This is a genomic window from Pseudoalteromonas sp. S1650, assembly GCF_005887195.1.
Lineage (GTDB): Bacteria > Pseudomonadota > Gammaproteobacteria > Enterobacterales > Alteromonadaceae > Pseudoalteromonas > Pseudoalteromonas simplex.
Genome location: NZ_PNDF01000243.1, coordinates 1 through 270, shown reverse-complemented (window position 1 = coordinate 270; position 270 = coordinate 1). Strand labels below are relative to the sequence as shown.

Sequence of the window (270 nt, the reverse complement as noted above, 5' to 3'; positions counted from 1 at the left end):
ATTTAGAGGTTAAATGGTGTGATTAGATGTAACTTATCTCGCCTAATGGGCGAAAGTAAAATGAAAGTTATGGATGTAGCCATAGATACGGTGCTAGATAGAAATACAATAACTCTTCTTTACAAAGAAACAGCACCACGTATTGATTTAGAAGCTATTGATAATCTCTGTGACCTTTTCGATTGTGAGGTTGGCCAGCTGTGGGCGCAAATTGATTGATACCAGAGTACCGAAAAGCGGAAGGGGATCGCTCAAGTAACATAGCGCTAA

Annotated in this window: 1 protein-coding gene; it reads left to right on the top strand. The window is 39.6% G+C overall.

Going from position 1 to position 270, the window contains the following annotated elements:
- Window positions 1–18 precede the first annotated feature (18 nt).
- A complete protein-coding gene (locus CWB80_RS22290) occupies window positions 19–219 on the top strand; it encodes a helix-turn-helix domain-containing protein (protein ID WP_138686326.1) in 201 nt (66 codons plus the stop codon).
- Window positions 220–270 lie beyond the last annotated feature (51 nt).